17 protein-coding genes are annotated in these 18985 nt (G+C 71.0%); 9 read left to right on the top strand and 8 right to left on the bottom strand.

Annotation, left to right across the window (positions count from 1 at the left end):
* The first annotated feature begins 62 nt into the window (after window positions 1-62).
* The 5 genes from AB0I43_RS03725 to AB0I43_RS03705 all read left to right on the top strand — a co-directional run bounded on the left by AB0I43_RS03725 (window position 63) and on the right by AB0I43_RS03705 (window position 4625).
* Complete coding sequence (locus AB0I43_RS03725) at window positions 63-1274, top strand: alkane 1-monooxygenase (protein WP_356972983.1); 1212 nt, start codon at window positions 63-65, stop codon at window positions 1272-1274.
* Entirely contained in the window at window positions 1274-1450 is a 177-nt protein-coding gene (locus AB0I43_RS03720; RefSeq protein ID WP_356972982.1) for a rubredoxin, read from the top strand. Before AB0I43_RS03725 ends, AB0I43_RS03720 begins: the two co-directional genes overlap by 1 nt.
* On the top strand, window positions 1447-1632 hold the full coding sequence (locus AB0I43_RS03715; protein ID WP_356972981.1) for a rubredoxin: 186 nt from the start codon (window positions 1447-1449) through the stop codon (window positions 1630-1632). Before AB0I43_RS03720 ends, AB0I43_RS03715 begins: the two co-directional genes overlap by 4 nt.
* Window positions 1629-2864 (top strand): FAD-dependent oxidoreductase, encoded by a 1236-nt coding sequence (locus tag AB0I43_RS03710; RefSeq protein WP_356972980.1) that lies wholly within the window; start codon window positions 1629-1631, stop codon window positions 2862-2864. The genes AB0I43_RS03715 and AB0I43_RS03710 overlap by 4 nt, the downstream gene beginning before the upstream one ends.
* Window positions 2865-3071: 207 nt before the next feature.
* Window positions 3072-4625: an acyl-CoA carboxylase subunit beta gene (locus AB0I43_RS03705; RefSeq protein WP_356972979.1), complete on the top strand. Its 1554-nt coding sequence runs from the start codon at window positions 3072-3074 to the stop codon at window positions 4623-4625.
* 4 nt (window positions 4626-4629) lie between these two features.
* Here the strand turns inward: AB0I43_RS03705 and AB0I43_RS03700 are convergent, their stop codons facing one another.
* Window positions 4630-4983, bottom strand: coding sequence for a hypothetical protein (locus AB0I43_RS03700; RefSeq protein WP_356972978.1), 354 nt, complete (start codon window positions 4981-4983; stop codon window positions 4630-4632).
* 156 nt (window positions 4984-5139) lie between these two features.
* Between AB0I43_RS03700 and AB0I43_RS03695 the strand changes: the two genes are divergently transcribed.
* The 3 genes from AB0I43_RS03695 (at window position 5140) to AB0I43_RS03685 (ending at window position 10559) form a co-directional block, all read left to right on the top strand.
* Window positions 5140-6873 carry a pyruvate dehydrogenase gene (locus AB0I43_RS03695; RefSeq protein ID WP_356972977.1) on the top strand — a complete coding sequence of 578 codons (1734 nt, stop codon included), beginning with the start codon at window positions 5140-5142 and terminating at the stop codon, window positions 6871-6873.
* Between the two features lie 342 nt (window positions 6874-7215).
* Complete coding sequence (locus tag AB0I43_RS03690) at window positions 7216-8442, top strand: cation:proton antiporter (RefSeq protein WP_356972976.1); 1227 nt, start codon at window positions 7216-7218, stop codon at window positions 8440-8442.
* 68 nt (window positions 8443-8510) lie between these two features.
* Window positions 8511-10559, top strand: a complete 2049-nt coding sequence (locus AB0I43_RS03685) for an acyltransferase family protein (protein WP_356972975.1) — start codon at window positions 8511-8513, stop codon at window positions 10557-10559.
* Between the two features lie 12 nt (window positions 10560-10571).
* Here the strand turns inward: AB0I43_RS03685 and AB0I43_RS03680 are convergent, their stop codons facing one another.
* Entirely contained in the window at window positions 10572-11168 is a 597-nt protein-coding gene (locus tag AB0I43_RS03680) for a hypothetical protein (protein ID WP_356972974.1), read from the bottom strand.
* A 281-nt stretch (window positions 11169-11449) separates the two neighbouring features.
* On the opposite strand from AB0I43_RS03680, the gene AB0I43_RS03675 reads away from it, so the two are divergent.
* Window positions 11450-11926: a TspO/MBR family protein gene (locus AB0I43_RS03675; protein WP_356972973.1), complete on the top strand. Its 477-nt coding sequence runs from the start codon at window positions 11450-11452 to the stop codon at window positions 11924-11926.
* A gap of 14 nt (window positions 11927-11940) precedes the next feature.
* Here the strand turns inward: AB0I43_RS03675 and AB0I43_RS03670 are convergent, their stop codons facing one another.
* From AB0I43_RS03670 to AB0I43_RS03645, 6 genes are read right to left on the bottom strand one after another with little or no spacing between them, the layout of a single operon-like run.
* Window positions 11941-12948, bottom strand: a complete 1008-nt coding sequence (locus AB0I43_RS03670; RefSeq protein WP_356972972.1) for a sugar phosphate isomerase/epimerase family protein — start codon at window positions 12946-12948, stop codon at window positions 11941-11943.
* Window positions 12945-14105, bottom strand: a complete 1161-nt coding sequence (locus AB0I43_RS03665) for a Gfo/Idh/MocA family oxidoreductase (RefSeq protein ID WP_356972971.1) — start codon at window positions 14103-14105, stop codon at window positions 12945-12947. Before AB0I43_RS03665 ends, AB0I43_RS03670 begins: the two co-directional genes overlap by 4 nt.
* 21 nt (window positions 14106-14126) lie before the next feature.
* A complete protein-coding gene (locus AB0I43_RS03660; protein ID WP_356972970.1) occupies window positions 14127-15170 on the bottom strand; it encodes a substrate-binding domain-containing protein in 1044 nt (347 codons plus the stop codon).
* Between the two features lie 26 nt (window positions 15171-15196).
* On the bottom strand, window positions 15197-16243 hold the full coding sequence (locus AB0I43_RS03655) for an ABC transporter permease (protein WP_357431133.1): 1047 nt from the start codon (window positions 16241-16243) through the stop codon (window positions 15197-15199).
* On the bottom strand, window positions 16240-17739 hold the full coding sequence (locus AB0I43_RS03650; protein ID WP_357431131.1) for a sugar ABC transporter ATP-binding protein: 1500 nt from the start codon (window positions 17737-17739) through the stop codon (window positions 16240-16242). Before AB0I43_RS03650 ends, AB0I43_RS03655 begins: the two co-directional genes overlap by 4 nt.
* A 27-nt stretch (window positions 17740-17766) precedes the next feature.
* A complete protein-coding gene (locus AB0I43_RS03645) occupies window positions 17767-18957 on the bottom strand; it encodes an ROK family protein (protein WP_357431129.1) in 1191 nt (396 codons plus the stop codon).
* Window positions 18958-18985 lie beyond the last annotated feature (28 nt).

The raw sequence follows: 18985 nt of genomic DNA, 5'->3' as shown, positions 1-18985 counted from the left end.
CAACTCATATCTAGTTGTATCTACTGAATACACATTGCTCGAATGTGTAAACGGAGTACGACATGACATCTCGCATCGGCGACCCGGCCGCGCCCGTGTGGCGCGACCGCAAGCGCTATCTGTGGCTGCTCGGTCTGATCGCACCGACCGCGCTCGGCGTGGCCGCGGTCCTGGTCTGGGCGTTCAACTGGCTCGGCTGGCACGCCGCGGCCCCGGTCTGGTGGTGGATCGGCCCGATCCTGATCTATGTCCTGCTCCCCCTGCTGGACCTGTTCTTCGGCCCCGACGGACAGAACCCGCCCGAGGAGGTGATGGAGCGGCTGGAAAACGACAGGTACTACCGCTACTGCACCTACGCCTACATTCCGTTGCAGCTGGCCAGCATGGTGTTCGCCTGCTACCTGTGGACGGCCACCGACCTGTCCTGGCTCGGCGTCGACGGCGGTCTGGGGGTCGTCTCCAAGATCGGGCTGGCGTTCAGCATCGGCGCGATGGGCGGGGTCGGCATCAACACCGCGCACGAGCTCGGGCACAAGAAGGACCAGCTCGAACGCTGGCTGTCCAAGATCACCCTCGCCCAGACCGCCTACGGCCACTTCTACATCGAGCACAACCGCGGCCATCACGTGCGCGTGGCCACCCCCGAGGACCCGGCCAGCGCCCGCTTCGGGGAAACCTTCTGGGCCTTCCTGCCGCGCAGCGTGTGGGGCAGCCTGCGCTCGTCCTGGGAACTCGAGGCCGCCCGGCTGCGCCGCCTCGAGCACAGTCCCTGGACCCTGCGCAACGACGTGCTCAACGCCTGGCTGATGACGGTGGCGCTGTGGGGCGGGCTGGCCGTGGCCTTCGGCCCGTCGGTGCTGCCCTACCTGGTGATCCAGGCCGTCTACGGTTTCACGCTGCTGGAGACGGTCAACTATCTCGAGCACTACGGGCTGCTGCGTCAGCGCACCGCCTCCGGGCGCTATGAGCGCTGCACCCCCGTGCACAGCTGGAACTCCGACCACATCGTGACCAACATCTTCCTCTATCACCTGCAGCGCCACAGCGATCATCACGCCAACCCCACCCGCCGCTACCAGACCCTGCGCAGCATGGACGGCGCGCCGAATCTGCCCAGCGGCTACGCCAGCATGATCGCGCTGGCCTACTTCCCGCCGCTGTGGCGGCGGGTCATGGACCACCGCGTGCTCGACCACTACGACGGCGACATCGCGCGGGTCAACCTGCAACCGGCCAAGCGCGAGCGGCTGCTCGCCCGGTACGGGGCCCGGTGATGGCTGCCTACCGCTGCCCGGTGTGCGACTACGTCTACGACGAGGCCACCGGCGCGCCCCGGGAAGGTTTCCCGGCCGGCACCCCGTGGACGGACGTGCCCGAGGACTGGTGCTGCCCCGACTGCGGCGTCCGCGAGAAAGTCGATTTCGAACCCGCCGAGAGGACCACCCCGTGAGTACCGACTACAAGCTGTTCCGTTGCCTGCAATGCGGATTCGAGTACGACGAGGCCCTGGGCTGGCCCGAGGACGGCCTGTCCCCCGGCACCCGCTGGGCCGACATCCCCGCGGACTGGTCCTGCCCGGACTGCGGCGCGGCCAAGTCCGATTTCGAGATGGTCGAGGTCAGCCGCTCGTGAGCATCGTCATCGTGGGCGCGGGAGCGGCCGGCGCCACGGCGGCGCGCACGCTGCGCGAATCCGGATACCGCGGGCGGGTGGTGCTGGTGGGCGCGGAGACCCATCCGCCCTACCGGCGGCCCATGGTCTCCAAGGATCTGCTCGCCGGGACCCGCGCGCCCGAGCGGTGCCTGCTCGAATCCGCGGGGTACTGGGCCGAGCACGACATCGAGTTGCGCCTCGGCGCCACCGTCACCGATCTCGATACCGAGCGCGCCAGGGTGTGGCTGGGCACCGGCGAAGCCCTCGACTACGACCGGCTGCTGCTGGCCACCGGGGCGCGGGCGCGCCGGCTCGAACAGCATCAACCGGTGCGGGTGCGCTGCCTGCGCGGGGCCGGGGACGTCGCGGAGTTGCGGGCGGCGATCGACGCCGGGCCGCTGCTGGTCATCGGAGCCGGGCTGGTCGGGCTCGAGGTCGCCGCGACCGCGCGCGGGCTGGGCGGGCAGGTGCATGTACTCAACGCGAGCGCGGCACCGCTGGAACGCGTGGTGCCGGCGCGGGTCTCGGCGATGATCGCCGCCCTGCACGCCGAGCACGGGGTGCGCATCGACAACGACGTGCGCCTGGCCGGGGTCGAGCAGATCGACACCCGCGGCGTGGTGGCCACCGATGTGCGCGGACGCACCTGGACCGGCGCCTCGGCGCTGGTGGCTATCGGCGCGGAACCCGATACCGCGCTGGCCCGCACCGCCGGTCTCGCGGTCGGTGACGGGATCCTCGTCGACCACGAGTTCCGCACCTCCGCGCCGGGTGTGTTCGCCGCCGGTGACGTGGCGGCCCGGTTCACCGTGCGCCGGGGCCGCCACGAACGCGCCGAACACTGGAACAGCGCGGTCGCCCAGGGCGCGGCGGCCGCGAAAGCCATGCTCGGACAACCGGTCACCGAGCTGGAGACGCCGTGGGGCTGGTCCACCCAGTACGGGCTCAACCTGCAATTCGCGGGCGCACCGCGCGAGCACGAGGACCTGGTCGTGCACGGCTCGATCGAGTCCCGGGAATTCATCGCCTTGGCCGTGGCCGGGGGCGCGCTCGTCGGCGCGGTCGGCGTCGGCCGGCCCCGCGACATCCGCGCGGCCCGAACCCTGATCGCCTCGGGCCGGGTGGACACCACCGCAGGATGGGCCGAGCACGCCCGGGACCTGCCCGGCCTGGCCGCGCAGAGCGACACCAAATCGGCCATGGCGCGCTGATCGCCGTCGGAAACGGGCGAACCGACTCGCGCGCCGGTCGCCCGCCAGCCTGTCGGTGCCCGCTGCGGCCGAATTGTCGACAGTGCCAGACAGATCCGCCCGCCGTTGTGATCTTTCCAGCAAATGCCAGGTGGGATCGCTGCGGCGGGCGCGCAGGCTCTACGGTCGCGTGGGCAACACAGTGTGATGGTGGAAGGTGGCGGCGGCGTGGTGGGTACCCGGGACAAACTCGGCGAACTGGAAAAGATCCTGGCGGCGGCCGCCGAGCCCGCGGGTGCGAGCGCGATCGCCAAGCGGGCCAAGAAGGGCATTCCCAGTGTGCGGTCCCGGATCGAGCTGCTGGTGGACAAGGGCAGCTTCCTGGAGACCGGCGCGCTGGCGCGGCAGCCCGGTGTCCCCGACGCGCTCTACGGCGACGGCCTGGTTACCGGGCGCGGGCTGATCGCGGGCCGCCCGGTGGTGGTGATCGCGCACGACCAGACCGTCTACGGCGGCTCGGTCGGCGTCACCTCCGCGCGCAAGTTCATGCGCGCGCTGCAACTGGCCTTCGACACCGCGTGCCCGGTGGTGACGATCAACGACTCCGGCGGCGCGCGCATCCAGGACGCGGTGGGTTCGATCGCCTCCTTCGGCGACATCTCCCGGGTGCTGGAGAAGCTGTCGGGGTATGTGCCGCAGGTGTCGATCATTCTCGGCAAGTGCGCGGCCGGGTCGGTGTACGGGCCGATCAACACCGACGTGCTGATCGGTACCGGCGACTCCTACATGTTCGTCACCGGCCCGGAGGTGATCAAGGCCGTCAACGGCGAGGACATCACCGCCGAGGCGCTGGGCGGGGCGGCGGTGCAGGCCGAACGCGGCACCCTGCACCATGTCGCCGACACCGAGCAGGCCGCCTACGACTGGGCCCGCCGGTACCTGAGCTACATGCCGACCAGCTGTCTCGAGCAGCCGCCGATCGTCAACCCCGGTCTCGAACCCGAGCTCACCGCCTACGACCGCGAACTCGACACGCTCATCCCCGACTCCGACCGCACCGGCTACGACATGCACGAGATCCTGTTGCGGATCTTCGACGACGGCGAATTCCACGAGGTGCGCGCGGCGTTCGCGCCGAACCTGATCACCGGGTTCGCCCGCGTCGACGGCTATCCGGTCGGCGTGATCGCCAATCAGCCGCTGGTGCTGGGCGGTTCGATCGATGCCGCTTGCTCGGACAAGTCGACCTATTTCATCCGCCTGTGCGACGCGTTCAACATTCCGCTGGTCTTCGTCGTGGACACCCCCGGCGTGCTGCCGGGGCTGGAGCAGGAGGCGGCCGGGGTGATCATCCGCGGCGGCCGGGTGCCGCGCGCGATCATCGAGGCGACCGTGCCGATCATCAATCTGGTGGTGCGCAAGTCCTACGGCGGCGCCTACGGCATGATGGCGGCCCGCCAGGTCGGGGCCGACATCAGTTTCGCGTGGCCGACCGCGCGGATCGCGGTGATCGGCGCGGAGAGCGCCGTCGATTTGATCGGCAAGCGCCAGCTGGCCGCGGTGCCCGAGGAGCAGCGGGCCGCGGCGCGCGAGTTCATGGTCAACCATTACAACGAGACCATCGCCACCCCGTGGATCGCCGCCGAGCGCGGCTACATCGACGCGGTCATCGAACCCTCGCGCACCCGGCTCGAGATCCGGCGCGCGCTGCGGCTGCTGCGCGACAAGCCGCCGGTGAAGCCGGAGTTCAATCCGCGCAAGCACGCGGTGTATCCGATGTAGATGCTCAGCGCCCGCGCCGGGCGAGTTCGGCGCGGGCGGCGGCGAACCACTCCTGGGTGCCGCGCAGGCCGGACTCGATCTCTTTGCGCGCGCCCTGGAATCCGTAGAGTTCGCCGGCGAAGCGGGTCAGGACCGCGCCCTCGTGCTCGTCGAGTTCGGCGAGCATGTCGGTGTCCTCGAGCAGATAGGCGACGGCGGCCAGGTCACTGGGGGTCCAGGTGTCGCGGTAGGCGTTCCAGCCCTGTGCCGCGACCAGTGCGGCGCGCTCGAGGAGGGTCTCGCGCAGCGCGGCCCGGTCGGCGTCGCCGGGTGTGCGCGCTTTCAGGTGCTTCCAGCTGATCGGTTCGGCGTCGGCCACGTCGCGAACACCCCTTTCTGGTCAGTGGGTTCCTGAGCGCACTGTATCCCCCGGCATGCACCTAGGCTTGTTTCAGACCGATCGGTACGGGCATTCTGCCCGCAGTTCCTCGCAGTCTCTCGGCACCTCCGTTCCCCGAGCGAAAGCAGGCAGACCATGGCGACTCTGGCCGACATGCTCGTGCGCGACCTGGTCGCGCTCGGGGTCACCCGCATCCACGGCATCGTGGGCGACAGCCTCAATCCCATCGTCGACGCGGTCCGCCGCACCGAGGGCATCGAGTGGGTGCACGTCCGCCACGAGGAGGCCGCTGCGTTCGCCGCCTCCGCCGAGGCGCAGCTGACCGGCAAGCTCGCGGTCTGCGCGGGCAGCTGCGGGCCGGGCAACCTGCACCTGATCAACGGGCTCTACGACGCCCACCGCACCGGCGCGCCGGTGCTGGCGATCGCCTCCCACATCCCGCTGTCCCAGATCGGCACCGGGTTCTTCCAGGAGACCCATCCCCAGCACCTGTTCACCGAGTGCAGCGCTTTCAGCGAACTGATCTCCGCGCCCGAGCAGCTGCCCCGGCTGCTGCGCATCGCCGTGCAGACCGCGCTCGGCACGCCCGGGGTCGCGGTGCTGACCATCCCCGGCGATGTCAGCGCCCAGGACGCGCCCGCCGATCAGCCCGCACCCACCCACCTGGCGCAGCGCTCCCCGGTGGTGCCGGGCGCGCGGCGCATCGCCGAACTCGCCGAGATCCTCGACGACGCGGACAAGGTCATGCTGTTCTGCGGTGACGGCGTGGCCGACGCGCACGCCGAGGTGCTGGCCCTGGCCGAGGCGCTCGGCGCGCCGGTGGGCCACAGCCTGCGCGGCAAGCAGTGGATCCAATACGACAACCCCTTCGATGTCGGCATGAGCGGACTGCTCGGCTACGGCGCCTGCTACGAAGCCATGCACGAGGCCGACTGCGTGCTGCTGCTGGGCACCGACTTCCCCTACGACACCTTCCTGCCCCAGCGGCGCACGGTGCAGATCGACCACGACCTGACCCGCTTCGGCCGCCGCACTCCCCTGGAGCTGGCGGTGCACGGCGACATCAAGGAAACCCTCGCGCTGCTGCTGGGCCGGCTGCGCCCGCGCGCCGACCGCGCGTTCCTGGACAAGATGCTGCGCCGGCACGAGAAACTGCTGGACAAAGTGGTCTCGGCCTACACCGGCGACATCGCCCACCACACCCCGATCCACCCGGAATACGCTGCTGCGCTGCTGGATTCGCACGCCGCCGAGGACACGGTGTTCACCGTGGACACCGGCATGGGCAATGTCTGGGCGGCCCGCTACCTCACCCCCAACGGGCGGCGGCGGGTGATCGGGTCGTTCCTGCACGGCAGCATGGCCAACGCGCTGCCGCACGCGATCGGCGCCCAGCTCGCCTACCCGGACCGGCAGGTCGTCGCGATCTGCGGCGACGGCGGGCTGAGCATGCTGCTCGGGGAACTGCTGACCCTGCGCACCTACGATCTGCCGGTCAAGGTCGTGGTGTTCAACAACGCCAGCCTGGGCATGGTGAAACTGGAGATGATGGTCGACGGCTACCCCTCCTTCGGCACCGACCACGCCCCGGTCGATTTCACCGCGATCGCGCGCGCCTGCGGTCTGGCGGCGCTGCGGGTGCAGGACCCGGCCGCCATCGCCGAGGGCTTGCGCGCCACCTTCGCCACCGACGGTCCGGCGGTGCTGGAGTTGGTCACCGACCCCAACGCCCTGTCCATTCCGCCCAAGATCACCGGAGAGATGCTGCGCGGCTTCGCCCTCAGCGCCGGGCGCACGGTTCTGGGCGGCGGCGTGGGCACCATGCTGGATCTGGCACGCAGCAACCTGCGCAACATCCCCCGGCCCTGAGCCCGGCGTAACCCGTTGCGGGGCAACGGAATCCACCGTGCCCGCGACGCGTTTCACACACCGACCAGTTTGCGAAGTCGGCTCCTTTACGGAATCATTACCAAGCAGGTGAGCTGGGGGACTGCCGATGGCTGACTCCGCGAGTCCGTCTCAGGGCGAATCGAACCGAAAGGAGCTGCCCATGGCATACACGTATCACGCATACACCACGATGCCGTACCTCTTTCCTCGATCGCTGCGGCGTAACTGAACAACGTTCGCGGCAACCGACATTCTGTGCTCGACACGGCGGAAGGCCCACGGCCACCGCCGTCAGAATTGTGACGGATGGCTGAGGAATAGATGGTGGCACACGAAACCGCGCTCGCGCTGATCCAGCTGGGCGCGGTGTTTTTCGGGTTGGGACTGCTGGGCCGCATGGCCGCGCGGATCGGCATGTCGCCGATCCCCCTGTATCTGATCGGCGGGCTGGTCTTCGGCACCGGCGGCCTGGTCGAGTTGAATCACGTCGACGAATTCATCCACCTGGCCAGCGAGATCGGCGTCGTACTGCTGTTGCTGCTGCTCGGATTGGAGTACACCGCCAGCGAACTGGTCACCGGACTGAAGAGTTCCTGGGCGGCGGGCGTGCTCGACATCGTGCTCAACGCGACCCCCGGGGTCATCGTGGCGCTGATGCTGGGCTGGGGCGTGACCGGCGCGGTCGCGATGGCCGGGGTCACCTACATCTCCTCCTCGGGCATCATCGCCAAGGTGCTCGGAGACCTCGGGCGCCTGGGCAACCGCGAGACGCCGACGATCCTGTCGATCCTGGTCTTCGAAGACCTGGTCATGGCGGGCTATCTGCCGGTGCTCACCGCCGTGCTGGCCGGCGTCGGCTTCGCCGCCGGGCTCAAGACCCTCGGCATCGCACTGCTCGCCGTCACCGTGGTGCTGGTGATCGCGCTGCGCTACGGCCGCTACGTCTCGATGATCGTCGACAGCGAAGACCGCGAGATCTTCCTGCTCAAACTCCTCGGCTCGGCGCTACTGGTCGCCGGGATCGCCTCCGCCCTGCAGGTATCGGCGGCGGTGGGCGCGTTCCTGCTCGGCATCGCCATCTCCGACTCCACCGCCCACACCGCCACCAAGATCCTGGAACCACTGCGCGATCTGTTCGCCGCCATGTTCTTCGTGCTCTTCGGCCTGAGCACCGACCCGGCCAGCATCCCGCCGGTGCTGGGCTGGGCCATCGTGCTGGCCGTGACCACCACCGCCACCAAACTGGCGACCGGCTGGTGGGCGGCCAAACGCGCCGGAGCCTCGCGCTACGGGCGCGCCCGCGCGGGCACCGCCCTGGTGGCGCGCGGTGAGTTCTCCATCGTCATCGCCGGCCTGGCCGTCAGCGCCGGCGCGGTCCCCGGCCAGTTCGCGGCCATGGCCACCACCTATGTGCTGATCATGGCCGTCATGGGCCCGATCGCGGCGCGCGTGGTCGAGCCGCTGCTGGGCTGGTTCGACAGCCGCGCCCGCCCCACCGCGCCCGCCGCCGGGCACTCGCTCGAGATCACCGATGCCAAGCAGCCCTGAACACGGCGCCCGCACGGCACGGCGCGGCGTGTCGTTAGGGTGCTTGCCATGATGTCGAGTGGGCGCCGGTGACCGAGCAGACCCCTGCGGCGCGGTCCGGCTCGACCATCGCGGCTCCGGTCACCCGCGCCGATTCGGTTGCGCCGCAACAGCATCGGCACGACCTGGACGGACTGCGCGGTCTCGCGATCGCGCTGGTGGTGCTGTTCCACCTCTGGATGGACCGGGTCTCCGGCGGCGTGGACGTGTTCCTGGTGCTCTCGGGGTTCTTCTTCACCGGCATGGTGCTGCGGGGCGGCGCGATCGGGCCGACGCTGCGCCGCACCGGACGAAGGCTACTACCCGCGCTGCTGGTGGTGCTGGCCGCGGTGCTCGCCGCGACGGTGCTGCTGCGGCCCTACACCCAGTGGGGCGACATCTCCGCCCAGACCCTGGCCTCGGCGTTCTACTACCAGAACTGGTACCTGGCCGGAGCCGAGCTGGACTACCTCGCCCCGGATCCCTCGGTCAGCCCGCTCCAGCACCTGTGGTCGATGGCGGTCCAAGGCCAGTTCTATCTGGCGATGCTGGCGCTGATCGCGGTGTGGGCGCGCGCCACCGGGCGCACACCGCGCGCCCGCGCCGCACTGCTGCTCGGCGTGCTCGCCGTGGCGGGCCTGTCGTTCTGGTACGCCGCCGCGGGCACCGACCGCCACCAGGCCTGGACCTACTACGACACCGGTGCCCGCGCCTGGGAACTGCTCGCCGGTGCGGCGCTGGCGATCGCCGCACCGTGGATCACCGTCCCGCGCGCGCTGCGCGGTGTGCTCGGCGCGCTCGGGCTGCTCATGGTGCTGTGCTGCGGTGTGCTGATCGACGGGGCCGCGCACTTCCCCGGTCCGGCCGCCCTGTTCCCCGTCTCGGCCGCCCTCGCGCTGATCGTGTCCGGCATGGGCGCACAGCCGCCGGCGGCGAATCGGCTGCTGGCCACGCCGGCGCTGGTCCGCCTCGGCGGGCTCGCCTACGCGCTCTACCTGTGGCACTGGCCGATCCTGATCTTCTACCTCGCCGAATACGGGCAGGAAGCACCAGGGGTGCTGGGCGGGCTGAGCGTGCTCGGCCTCGCGCTGGTCGCGGCCTACGCCACCGAGCGCTGGATCGAGGCTCCGCTGCGCCGCCGCGAGCCCGCGCATCCGCGGCGGCGGCTCGTGCGGCTGACCAGCGCCGCCGCCGGGGTAGGCGTGCTGGCCTGCGCGCTCGGCTGGCAGGCCGTGCTCGCCGCCAATCCCCCGCACCCGCCCGCCGCCCTGGACCCACACCGCTACCCCGGTGCGACCGTGCTCACCGACGGCGTCCGCACCGCACCGGAACCCTTGCGCCCCACCGTCTTCGAAGGCCAGCAGGACGCACCGCGGCCCACCTTCGACGGCTGCATCACCCCGAACCGGGAGGTACGCGCCTGCGTCTACGGCGACCAAGACGCCGAGCGCACCATCGCCCTGGTCGGCGGATCGCACTCCGAGCACTGGCTGCCCGCACTGGAAGTCCTTGCCACCGAACACCGCTTCCGCATCCTGACCTACCTCAAGGAAGGGTGCCCGCTGACCCTGGTCGACGAGCCGTCCTACGCGCTGGCCCCGTTCCCGGAATGCCGGGAATGGTCGGGCGAGGTGCTCGACCGGCTGGACCAGCAGCGCCCGGACTGGGTGTTCGTCACCGCGACCCGCCCGCGCCCCGACCGCGGCGACGCCGTCCCGCCCGAGTACCTCGAGGTCTGGACCGCGCTGTCCGAGCGCGGCCTGCCGGTGCTCGCGGTGCGGGACACGCCGTGGCCGCGCCGCGACGGCGTCGGCTATCGCGCGCTGGACTGCCTGGCCCATCGCGGCAACGCCTACAGCTGTGGCGTCGACCGGGCGGCCGCGCTGGATCCGGAGAACCCCGCCCTGGAACCGGCCTCGGCCTATCCGATGGTCTTCCCGTTCGATCTCACCGACGCGCTCTGCCGGCCGGACCGGTGCCTGGCCGCGGAGGGCAATGTCCTGGTCTACCGGGACGAGCACCACCTCTCGGCCAGCTACGCGCGCACGCTCGCGCCGAGCCTGGGCCGGGAGATCGGCGCCATCACCGCCTGGTGGTGACGGCGCCGCGGGCTAGGTGGAGATGCGCTTGAGATCGCTGACCAGCCACCGGCCGTCGGGCTGTTCCTCGGCGGTGACCACGGCCGCGGTCAAGGTGACCTCGGCGGTGCGGTCGTTGGCGGTCGCCTGTTTGACGTAGCCGACCGCCAGCGCGGTGGTGCCGTGGACGGCACGCAATCCGGCATTGAATTCCACGACGTGACTGCGGCTGTTGGTCGCCAGATAATACTGACGGGTCGCATTCTGCGTATCGATGAGTTGCTGCCGATACGGCCCGGTCGTCGAATTGATCGCGCCCGCGAAGTAGGTGTCCAGCGATTGCGGCTCATAGGTCGAGATATGGCTCAGGAAATCGTGGATCGCGTGCAGGGCCGCGATGTGACGGCCGCCGATCTTCGCGATTTCGGGAGCCAGCACCGCCGCGGGCGCGGTCTGGGTCGGAATGGTGGTGGCCGCGCCCACGGCTCCGGCGGCGGTGGCCGAGGTGGCGGGTCCGCTGCTGGCGGGCGCGGTGTCGGTGTCCTGGCGGGTGCCGGCGTACACCGTGCCGACGGCTAGCGCGCCCAGCGGGAGGACGCCGGCGAGGGCGGCGAGCTTTCTTCGCGACATGCCCTTTCCTTCGGGCGGCGGTGGCGCATCCGGAAATGCCGGTGGCTCCGCCGGGGGGAAGGACAGGGACGCATTCTCTGAATCAGTCAAGATTTTCCTAACTGTCGAACGGCCGGTGCGAGACGCTACCTGCCCTCGGCCGTTCCGTCACACAAATGCCGCAGATTCGATACCTGCGACACGCACTTGCCGGAATTGGGCGAAATGTGCTGGTCCGGAACGTATTCGAGATCATCGGAGGAATTCCGCGTCGATTCCGGACGACCGGGTATGGCCCGCCTATGAGCACAGCCACCTCCGCGAATCTGCGTACCACCGCGGCCTGGGTCGGGGCCGCCGCCGTGATCGGCTCGCTCGCCTCCGGCCCCGGCGGCCAGTGGTACCGGCGCCTGGACAAGCCCGCCTTCCAGCCGCCGCCGGTCGTTTTCCCGATCGCCTGGACCCTGCTCTACGCCGATATCGCCGCCACCACCGCCCTGGCGCTGGATCACACCCCGGATCCGGCCGAGCGGCGCGCCACCCGCCGGGCGCTGGCCGCGAACCTGGTCCTGAACGCGGGCTGGACCTGGTTGTTCTTCCGCGCCCATCGCCTCGGGGCCGCCACCGCGGGCGCGGCCGCGCTCACCGCGAGCGGCGCCGACCTGACCCGCCGCGTCGCCGCCGCGCACCCGCGCGGGCGACTACTGGCCCCGTATCCGGCCTGGTGCGCGTTCGCCACCGTGCTCTCGGCCAGCATCTGGCGGCGCAACCGGCACTGAACCGGCGCGCCCGGTCAGCTCTCGATGCCGAACGCGGCGTCGAAGGCGGCGGCGGGCGGGGTGAGGGCGTTGAGGCGGCGGACGAAGGCGAGGGCTTCGGGCGCCCCGGCGAGCCGGTCCATGCCGGGGTCTTCCCATTCGATGGAGATCGGGCCGGTGTAAGCGATGGTGTTCAGGGCGCGGAAGCAGTCCTCCCAGAGCACGTCGCCGCGGCCGGTGGAGACGAAATCCCAGCCGCGGCGCGGATCGCCCCACGGCAGATGCGAGGACAGGCGGCCGCGGCGGCCGTCGGCGCGGCGCATCCGGATGTCCTTGCAGTCCACGTGATAGATCCGGTCGGCGAAGTCGAGGATGAAGGCGACCGGGTCCAGGTCCTGCCACAGGAAATGCGAAGGGTCCCAATTGAGTCCGAAGGCGGGGCGGTGCTCGACCGCGGCCAGCGCGCGCACGGTGGTCCAGTAGTCGTAGGCGATTTCGCTCGGGTGGACCTCGTGGGCGAAGCGCACGCCCTCGGCGTCGAAGACGTCGAGCACGGGGTTCCAGCGGTCGGCGAAATCCTGAAAGCCGCGCTCGATTGTCTGCGCCGGGACCGGCGGGAACATGGCCAGGGTGTGCCAGATGGCCGAGCCGGTGAAGCCGACGACGGTGCGGACTCCGAGCGCGGCGGCGGCGCGGGCGGTGTCGGCGATCTCGGCGGCGGCGCGCCGGCGCACCCCCTCGGGGTCGCCGTCGGCCCAGATCCGCGCGGGCAGGATCGCGCGGTGGCGTTCGTCGATGGGGTGATCGCAGACCGCCTGACCGACCAGGTGGTTGGACAGCGCGTACACCGACAGGCCGTGACGGCGCAGGGTCTCGCGTTTGGCGTCGAGGTAGTCCGGTTCGGCCAGCGCCCGGTCGACCTCGAAATGATCACCCGAACAAGCGATTTCGAGGCCGTCGTAGCCCCAGTCGGCGGCGAGCGCGCAGACCTGCTCGAAGGGCAGGTCGGCCCACTGTCCGGTGAACAGGGTGATCGGTCTCATGACGGGGCTCCCGTGCTGGTCCAGCGGCCCTGCGCGGCCGCGCTCGCCTGCACCGCGGCCAGGACGCGCTGCACGCCCAGGCCGTCGGCGAAGCCGGGCTCGGGGTCCTTGCCCGCGGCGATGGCGATGATCAGGTCGGCGATTTGGTTGGTGAAGGCGTGGTCGTAGCCCAGCGCGTGCCCGGGCGGCCACCAGGCTCCGGCGTAGGGGTGGCGGGGTTCGGTGACCAGGATGCGCCGGAATCCGGCGGTGTCGGCGGATTCGGTGTTGTCGTGGAACCACAGCACGTTCATCTCCTCCAGGTCGAAGGCCAGGCTGCCGCGGGTGCCGTTGAGTTCCAGGCGCAGCGCGTTCTTGCGGCCGGTCGCGACGCGGCTGGCCTCGAAGGAGGCCAGTCCGCCGCCGGAGAGCCGCCCCAGGAACAGTGCGGCGTCGTCGACGGTGACCGGGCCCCGGCCGGGGCCCTCGGGGTGCGGGCGTTCGGTGACGAAGGTGTCCAGCAGCGCCGAGACCCCGGTCAGGGTTTCGCCGGTGACGAACTGGGTGGCGTCGATGATGTGCGCGCCGATGTCGCCCAGCGCGCCGGATCCGGCGCGGTCGCGATCCAGGCGCCAGCTCAGCGGCGCCTGCGGATCGGCGAGCCAGTCCTGCAGGTACTGGGCGCGCACGTGCCGGATGGTGCCGATCCGGTCCTGCGCCACCAGGTTCCGGGCCAGGGCCAGCGCGGGGACGCGGCGGTAGCTGAATCCGACCATGGAGCGCACCCCGCGCGTGGCCGCCCGCTCGGCGGCGGCCGCCATCGCCTCGGCTTCGGCGACGGTGTTGGCCAGCGGTTTCTCACACAGCACGTGTTTGCCGGCCTGCAGGGCGGCGACGGCGATCTCGGCGTGCGAGTCGCCGGGGGTGCAGATATCGATGAGGTCGACATCGTCGCGCTCCAGCAGTGCGCGCCAGTCCCCCACCGCGTGCGCCCAGCCCAGCCGCGCCGCCGCGGCTTCCGCACGCCCGGCGTCGCGGCCGGCCAGCACCGACAGCACCGGCCGGACCGGCAATTCGAAGGCCGCGTCCACACTGCGCCAGGCGTGCGAATGCGCCCGGCCCATGAAGGCGTGGCCGATCATGCCGATGCCGAGGCTCGGCCGCTGCGTCGAACTCATCGGGCTCCGTTCGGTTCGGGGTCAGTACCCGTTGGCCAGGTACTGATCCACGTTGTCTTTGGTGACGACCGCGGAGAAGGTGGTGATCTTCGCGGGCACATCGTGTTCGGCGAGGTCGCCGAGGGCGCGGCGCTGGCCGAGCAGCCGGGCCAGCGCGACCGCCGAGGAGGCCATGGCGGGGCTGTAGAGCACGGTCGCCTGCAGGGGCGAGTCGCCGTTCTTGATCTCGTTCATGGCCTGGGTGGATCCGCCGCCACCGGCCATCACGAATTCACCGGCCCGGTTGGCCTGGCGGATGGCGGCGAGCACGCCGATGCCCTGGTCGTCGTCGTGGTTCCACATGGCGTCGATCTTCTTGGTCGCCTGCAGCATCTGGCTGGCCACCTGCTGGCCGCCCGCGGCGGTGAAGTCGGTGGATTGGCGTGCGGCGATACGGAATCCGGCGGCCTGGATCGCGTCGCGGAAGCCGCTGCTGCGTTCCTGGGTGAGTTGCAGGTTGTCGATGCCGGCGATCTCCACGATCACCGGGTCGGCGATCTTCTTCTCGCGCATCTTCGCGGCCAGGAAGTTGCCGGCGTTGACGCCCATGCCGTAGTTGTCGCCGCCGATCCAGGTGCGGTAGGCCAGCGCGGAGGCGAAGACGCGGTCGAGGTTGATCACCGGGATGCCCGCGGCCATCGCCTTCTTGGCGACCTCGGTCAGGGCATTGCCGTCGAAGGGCAGCACCACCAGCACGCCGACCTTCTGGTTGATCAGGGTCTGCACCTGTTCGATCTGGCGGGCGACGTCGTTGGTGCCCTCGGTGAGGTCGAGTTGCACGTCGCTGAAGCCCTGGGCCTGGGCGCGGGCGTTGCGGGTGATGGCGGCGGTCCAGCCGTGGTCGGCGGCGGGGGCGGAGAAGCCGATGCGCACCTGGGCGCCGGGAGCGGCGTTGTCGCCGCTGGCACCGGCGACCTGGGTGCTGGAGCCGGAGTCGTTGGAGGTGCAGGCGGCCGCGGCCAGGCCGGCGGCGGCCAGACCGGTGAGCAGGGCGCCGCGGCGGGTGAGGGTGTGGCTGGTACTCATCGTATTCCTTTGTGCATTACTGGTTTTCAGGTGAGAGTCGGGACGGCGCGGGCGCGGCCGAAACGCTGGAACAGCAGGACCGCGACGATGATCGCGCCCTTGCCGATGGCTTGGATGGGCTGTTCGAGGTTGTTGAGGATGAACAGGTCCTCGATGACGGTGAACACCAGCACCCCGAGGATGGATCCGGTGATGGTGCCGAAGCCGCCGCTGAGCAGGGTGCCGCCGATGACGACGGCGGCGATCGCGTCCAGTTCGTAGAGCTGGCCGTTGGTGCTGGCGCCGGTGGTGGTCTGCGCGGTGAGCATGATGGCGGCGACGCCGCAGCACAGGCCCGAGAGGGTGTAGAGCACCAGGGTGTGGCGGCGCACGTCGATGCCGGCCAGCCGGGCGGCCTCCGGGTTGCCGCCGACGGCGAAGCTGCGGCGGCCGAAGGTGGTGCGCTCGAGCAGGATCCAGCCGGCCAGCACCACCGCCACGAACAGGTACACCATCAGCGGTATGCCCAGCACCCGCTCCTGGGCCAGGGCCAGCAGGTCGGTGGTGACCAGCTGGGAGTGCCGTCCGGAGATCTGCTCGGCCAGCCCGCGCGCGGCGACCATCATGGCCAGGGTGACGATGAACGGCACCAGTCGGCCGTAGGCGATGAGCGCCCCGTTGAGCAGCCCGCAGGCCGCGCCGACGGCCAAGGCGCTGAACACCATTCCCGTCACGCCGTAGGACTGGGTGGCGGTGGTGGTGCACCACACCGAGGCCAGGGCGATGATCGCGCCGACCGACAGGTCGATGCCGCCGCCGATGATGACGAAGGTCATGCCGACGGTGACGACGCCGATCACCGAGGCCAGGGTCAGGATGGTGATGAGGTTGCCGGTGCTCAGGAAATCCTCGCCCTTGGTGACCGCGCCGACCACGATCAGCGCCACCAGCGCGGCCAGCAGGGTCGCGTGTTTGCGCAGTTCCCGACGCGCCCGGCTCGGCGCGGCCCGTTTCCCGGGCGCGGGGGTGCGCGCCGGCGGCGGTGTTCCGGTCTCGGCCCGCTGTGCCGGGTCGACTCGCTGACTCTCGCTCACAGGGCGCTTCCTTCCATGATCATGGCGATGATGGCGCTTTCGGTGAGCTCGGCCGCGGCGGCGGCGTGGATCACCGTGCCCTCGCGCAGCACCAGGACGCGGTCGGACAGGGCGAGCAGTTCGGGCAGGTCGCTCGAGACCAGCAGCACCGCGACGCCCTGCTCGGCGAGGCCGCGGATCTGGGTGTACACGTCGGCGCGCGCGCCGACGTCGACGCCGCGGGTGGGTTCGTCCAGCAGCAGGCAGCGGGCGTCGTCGAGCAGCCAGCGGGCCAGGATCGCCTTCTGCTGGTTGCCGCCGGAGAGTTCGCGCACCGGGTGCGCGGGGTCGGCGGGGCGCACGCCGACGCGGCCGAGCGCGGTGCGGGTGTCGGCGCGTTCACGGTGCCGGTCGAACCAGCCCAGGCGCGAGTAGCGCGGCAGCGAGGCGGCGGAGATGTTGCGGCCCACCGATTCCAGCAGGAACAGGGCCTGGGATTTACGTTCCTCGGGGGCCAGGCCGAGGCCGGCGGCGACCGCGGCGCGGGTGCTGCCGGGGCGCAGGCGGCGGCCGTCGAGGGTGACCTGTCCGGTGCTCGGGCGGCGCGCGCCGTAGATCGTCTCCAGGATTTCCGAGCGCCCGGCGCCGACGAGTCCGGCCAGTCCGACGATTTCGCCCGCGTGCACGGTGAAGGACAGGTCGTGGAAGCGCCCGGGCAGCGACAGGCCGGTCACGGACAGCATCTCCGCGCTCGACGGGCGGTCCGAGCGCGCCGCGCTCGCGGCCAGGTCGGTGCGGCCGGTCATCAGCGCGACCACCTCGTCGGTGCCGGTGGTCGCGGCGGGCAGCCCGGCGGCGACGGTGCGGCCGTCCTTGAGCACGGTGATCCGGTCGCCGATCGCCCGGATCTCCGCCAGCCGGTGCGAGATGTACACCACCGCAACGCCTTCGGCGCGCAACTGGCCGACGATGCGGAACAGGTTGGCCACCTCGTCGTTGCCGAGCGCGGCCGAGGGTTCGTCCATCACGATCAGCCGGGCGTCGTGGGAGAGCGCCCGCGCGATGCTGACCACCTGTTTGGCCGCGGCGGGCAGGGTGCCGACGGCGGTGCCGGGGTGCAGTTCGGCGTGGCCCAGGCGGGCGAGCAGATCGGTGGTCGCGCGGGCGGCCGGTGCGCGGCGGGTGAATCCGGCGCGGGCGTGCTCGTGGCCGAGGAAGATGTTCTCGGCGATGCTGAGCCCGTCGCACAGGTCCAGTTCCTGATAGATGGTGGCGATGCCGAGGCGGGTCGCGGCGGCGGGACCGCTCAGGCGCACCGGCGCACCGTGCCAGCGCAGCTCGCCCGCGTCGGGCTGGTGCGCGCCCGAGAGCACCTTGATCAGGGTGGATTTGCCGGCCCCGTTCTGGCCGAGCAGGCAGTGCACCTCCCCGGCGCGGACCTCGAGATCGACGTGATCCAGGGCCCGCACGCCCGGGAACTGTTTGACGATGCCCCGCATGGTGAGCACGGTGTCCATGGCCGGCCTCCTCGCCGGCGCCGCGGATCAGGCGACGCTGAAGACGTGATCGCTGATGAGCCGGGCCGCGCCGATCAGCCCGCCGACCCCGGCGAGTTCGGACAGCACCAGCGGCAGGTTGCCGGTGGCCAGCGGCAGCGACCGGCGGTAGACCACGCTGCGGATCTCCGCGAGCAGTGGGTGACCGAATCCGGTGAGACCGCCCGCGAGCACGACCAGGCCCGGGTTGAAGAAGCTGACCAGTCCCGCCAGCACCGAGCCCAGGTGCTCGCCGGCCTCGCGAATCATGGCCACCGCCACCGGATCTCCGGCCGCGGCGGCGTCGGCCAGGTCGGCGGCGCCGAGGGTGCCGTTGCGGGCCAGCCGCTCGGCCAGGAATGCCGAGCGCCCGGCGCGCGCGCTGGCCAGCGCCTCCCGGGCCAGGGCCGCCCCGCCCGCGTAGGCCTCCAGGCAGCCGGTGTTGCCGCAGGCGCACACCGGGCCGTCCTCGGCGATGCGGATGTGGCCGATGTCGCCCGCGCTGCCGGAGACGCCGCGGTAGATGCCGCCGCCGACCACGATGCCGCAGCCGACACCGGTGCCGACCTTGACCAGTAGGAAGTCCTCGACCGAATGCGCGGAGCCGGCGTGCATTTCGCCCAGCGCCATGATGTTGACGTCGTTGTCGACCAGGACCGGGCAGCCCAAGTCCTGCACCAGCGCCTCGCGCACCGGGAACCGGTGCCAGCCGGGCATGATCGGCGGGCTCACCGGCATGCCGTCGCGGAAGCTGACCGGGCCCGGCACCCCGAGGCCCGCGCCGTGCAGGCGGCCGCCGACGGCGTGTTCGGCGCGCAGTTTGCCGAGCAGGTCCAGGACGCGTTCCAGGACCGCGGCCGGGCCTTGGCGGATGTCGCAGGGTTCGGAAAGCTGTCCCAGGACGCGTAATTCGCCGTCGGTGATCGCGACGTCGATCGAGGTCGCGCCGATGTCGACGGCGGCGAAGCGCAGGCCGGAGGCCAGGCGGGCGATGGCCGAGCGGCGGCCGCCGCTGGAGGCGGCCAGGCCGCCGGCTTCGACGAGGCCGAGTTCGGCCAGCCGGTCGAGTTCGACGGCGAGCTTGGAGCGCGACAGTTGCGTGGGGTGGCCGAGGTCGGAGCGCGATTGCGGGCCCCGGTCGCGCAGCAGGCGCAAAATCCGCTCCTGGTGGGCGTTTTCAGGTCGAGCCGCGATCCGCATACGGCGATTGAACGCCTCTTTGTCGGTA

This window comes from Nocardia sp. NPDC050435, assembly GCF_040655395.1.
Classification (GTDB): Bacteria; Actinomycetota; Actinomycetes; order Mycobacteriales; family Mycobacteriaceae; genus Nocardia.
Note: the sequence above shows the minus strand (reverse complement) of the source record. Positions and strands in the feature narration are given on the sequence as shown.